3 protein-coding genes are annotated in these 2,839 nt (G+C 70.4%); 2 read left to right on the top strand and 1 reads right to left on the bottom strand.

What is annotated here, in order from left to right:
* Nucleotides 1-96: 96 nt before the first annotated feature.
* Nucleotides 97-459: a DUF6285 domain-containing protein gene (locus AB0J58_RS44580; protein WP_364227829.1), complete on the bottom strand. Its 363-nt coding sequence runs from the start codon at nt 457-459 to the stop codon at nt 97-99.
* 52 nt (nt 460-511) lie between these two features.
* Here AB0J58_RS44580 and AB0J58_RS44575 point away from each other — a divergent pair, with 52 nt between their 5' ends.
* Nucleotides 512-1,702: an acyl-CoA dehydrogenase family protein gene (locus tag AB0J58_RS44575; protein WP_364227827.1), complete on the top strand. Its 1,191-nt coding sequence runs from the start codon at nt 512-514 to the stop codon at nt 1,700-1,702.
* Nucleotides 1,699-2,679, top strand: a complete 981-nt coding sequence (locus AB0J58_RS44570) for a phosphotransferase family protein (protein ID WP_364227824.1) — start codon at nt 1,699-1,701, stop codon at nt 2,677-2,679. The genes AB0J58_RS44575 and AB0J58_RS44570 overlap by 4 nt, the downstream gene beginning before the upstream one ends.
* The last annotated feature ends 160 nt before the right edge of the window (nt 2,680-2,839 follow it).

Genomic DNA, 2,839 nt, shown 5'->3' with positions numbered 1-2,839 from the left:
ACGCCTGGGTCCCCCCCGCCGCCACGGACCCTGGCGGGCGGGGCGGACCGAGGCGTGATCAGGCCGAGTTCAGAACCGAGCAGATGAGACGGGCAGTCAGCGGCGGGGCGGGACATCCGGGGCAGCGGTGTAGCCGGGGTTCGCCACGGCCAGCTTGTCCCGTACGGCCGCCGTCAGGGCGTCGAGAAGATCCGGGCCGTCCAGGCCCTCGCGGATCGCGGCGGCGAGCTCGGCATCCGAGGCGAAGCCGAGCTCGTCGAGGCGCGCGCGGTGGGCCGCGTGCTGCGCGGGGCCGAGTTCGAGCTCCCGCTCGACCGTGCTCAGCACGTTGACCGCCACCCGGGTGTGGAAACGGACCCGGCCCTCGACGGCCGGGAGCACGTCGCTCTCCAGAAAGTCACGGACCGCGGCGACGAGCCGAGCTGCGGACGGTACGTCATGGGGCATGCCCTGCGACATAAGGAACTCCTTATCCGTTGACGCGGCAACGAATCTCCGGTGAGATCATTCCATGAGCTTCGCGGTTCCCGACAGCGTCCGGCCGATTCGTGACGCCGTCCAGGCGTTCATGACCGAACGGGTAGAGCCGGCGGAGGCCCTGCTCCACGAGGGCGGGCCCGAGGCCGCCTCGCTCCTGCGCGAGCTGCAGGCGCAGGCGAAGAAGGAAGGGCTGTGGGCCCTCGGGCACCCCCGCGAGCTGGGCGGTGGCGGTCTGCCCTTCCTCGACTACGTGTACGTGAACGAGGTACAGGGCCGCAGCGAGTTCGGGCAGCTGGCGCTCGGCACGTTCACCCTGCAGGACTCGCTGATGTTGCGCCTGCACGCCAGCCCCGAGCAGCGCGAACGATTCCTCGCCCCGCTGGTCCAGGCGGAGATCTGGCCGAGCTTCGCGATGACCGAGCCGAACGTCTCCAGCAGCGATCCCACCCAGCTCCAGACCACGGCGGTGCTGGACGGCGACGAGTGGGTGATCAACGGCCACAAGTGGTTCACCACCGGGGCGGACCGGGCCGCGTACACGACGGTGATGTGCCGTACCGAGACGGATGTCGCCCCGCACCTGGCGTTCTCCATGATCCTGGTGCCGACCGACACACCCGGCTACACCATCGTGCGCGATACCCCGGTGCTGGGCATCGACGGCGGTCACTGCGAGGTCCGCTACTGCGACGTGCGGGTGCCCGCCGCCAACCTGCTCGGGCCGCGTGGCCAGGGCTTTGTCATCGCCCAGCAGCGGCTGGGCCCCGGCCGGATCTTCCACTGCATGCGCTGGCTGGGCCAGGCCCAGCGGGCCTTCGACCTGATGTGCCGCCGCCTGCACGAGCGCAGCGCCTTCGGCCGGCCACTGGCGGACAAACAGCTGATGCGCCAGCACGTGTTCGACTCCTACACCGAGATCCAGTCGGCCCGGCTGCTGACATTGAGCGCGGCGGAGGCCGTCGACCGGGGGGAGCAGGCGCGGGTGGAGATCGGAGTGGCCAAGGTGGCCGGGGCACGGATGCTGCACAACGTGATCGACCGGGCCATCCAGGTGTACGGCGCCGCGGGGCTGACCCCGGACACCCCGCTGGACCGGATGTACCGGCACGCCCGGGCCGGTCGCGTCTACGACGGCCCCGACGAGGTGCACATCGACTCGGTGGGCCGCCGGATCCTGGGCGAGTACGCGGCGGGGGGCAACTGGGAGTTCGGCCTTCGATGATCGACGACCTCGTCTCGGACGTGTTCGGGCCGGACTCGGCCATCACCTCGCGGATCCGGCTGCCGGGCGGCGCGTCGCGGGAAACCTGGGCTCTGGACGTCATCGTTCCTGACGGCTTCAGGCATGAGCTGATCCTGCGCCTGGACTCTCCGGGCACCGTCCCGGATTCGGGAATCGGGTCGGCCGGGGTCGGCCTGGCCGGGGAGGCTCGGCTGATGCGGGCGGCGGAGACGGCCGGCGTTCCCGTGCCCCAAGTGCTGGCGGCCGGAGAGTCGTACATCCTGATGAGCCGGGTGGCCGGGGAGACGATCCCGCGCAGGATCCTCCGCGACGACGCCTTCACGGACGCCCGGCCGCTGCTGGCCGCCCAGTGCGGCGAGATCCTGGCCGCGATCCATCGCATGCCGCTGGTCTCGCTCACGCCCGGGACCGATCTCGGGGTTTCGGCCGGCAGGCGGTCGATCGAGCCGGACGACCCGCTCCGGTCGTGGCGGGACATACTGGATCTCACCGGCAGCTCGCACCCGGTCTTCGAGCTGGCGTTCCGCCGCCTTGCCGACTGCCGCCCCGCGAGCGAGCGGGTGACCGTGGTGCACGGCGACTTCCGGAACGGCAACCTCGTCATCGGCCCCGACGGGATCCGATCGGTGCTCGACTGGGAACTCGCCCACGCCGGCGATCCGATGGAGGATCTCGGCTGGTTGTGCGTGAAGTCCTGGCGCTTCGGGTCGCCGCTGCCGGTGGGCGGGTTCGGGGAGTACGAGCGGCTCGTCCAGTCCTACGAGCGGGCGAGCGGGTATCCCGTCGACCGCGACGCGCTGCGCTGGTGGGAGACGTTCGGCGTGCTGAAGTGGGGGATCATCTGCGTCACGCAGACCCTGCGCCACCTTGAGGGTGGCGCCCGGTCCGTGGAACTGGCCGCGATCGGCCGCCGTGTCTGCGAGACCGAATGGGATCTCCTTGAGGCTCTGGGCTGAAACCTGGCGTCGTTCTCCGCACGAAGCCTCACCTGACGGCGGTATCCGGAGCACACAAAACCCCAGAAAACACGAAGGCCCCCACCGAAAGGTGAGGGCCCACATGAAAGATTGTCCGGCGGCGACCTACTCTCCCACACCGTCCCCGGTGCAGTACCAT

Source organism: Streptosporangium sp. NPDC049644 (assembly GCF_040675205.1).
GTDB classification, from domain to species: Bacteria; Actinomycetota; Actinomycetes; order Streptosporangiales; family Streptosporangiaceae; genus Streptosporangium; species Streptosporangium fukuiense.
Note: the sequence above shows the minus strand (reverse complement) of the source record. Positions and strands in the feature narration are given on the sequence as shown.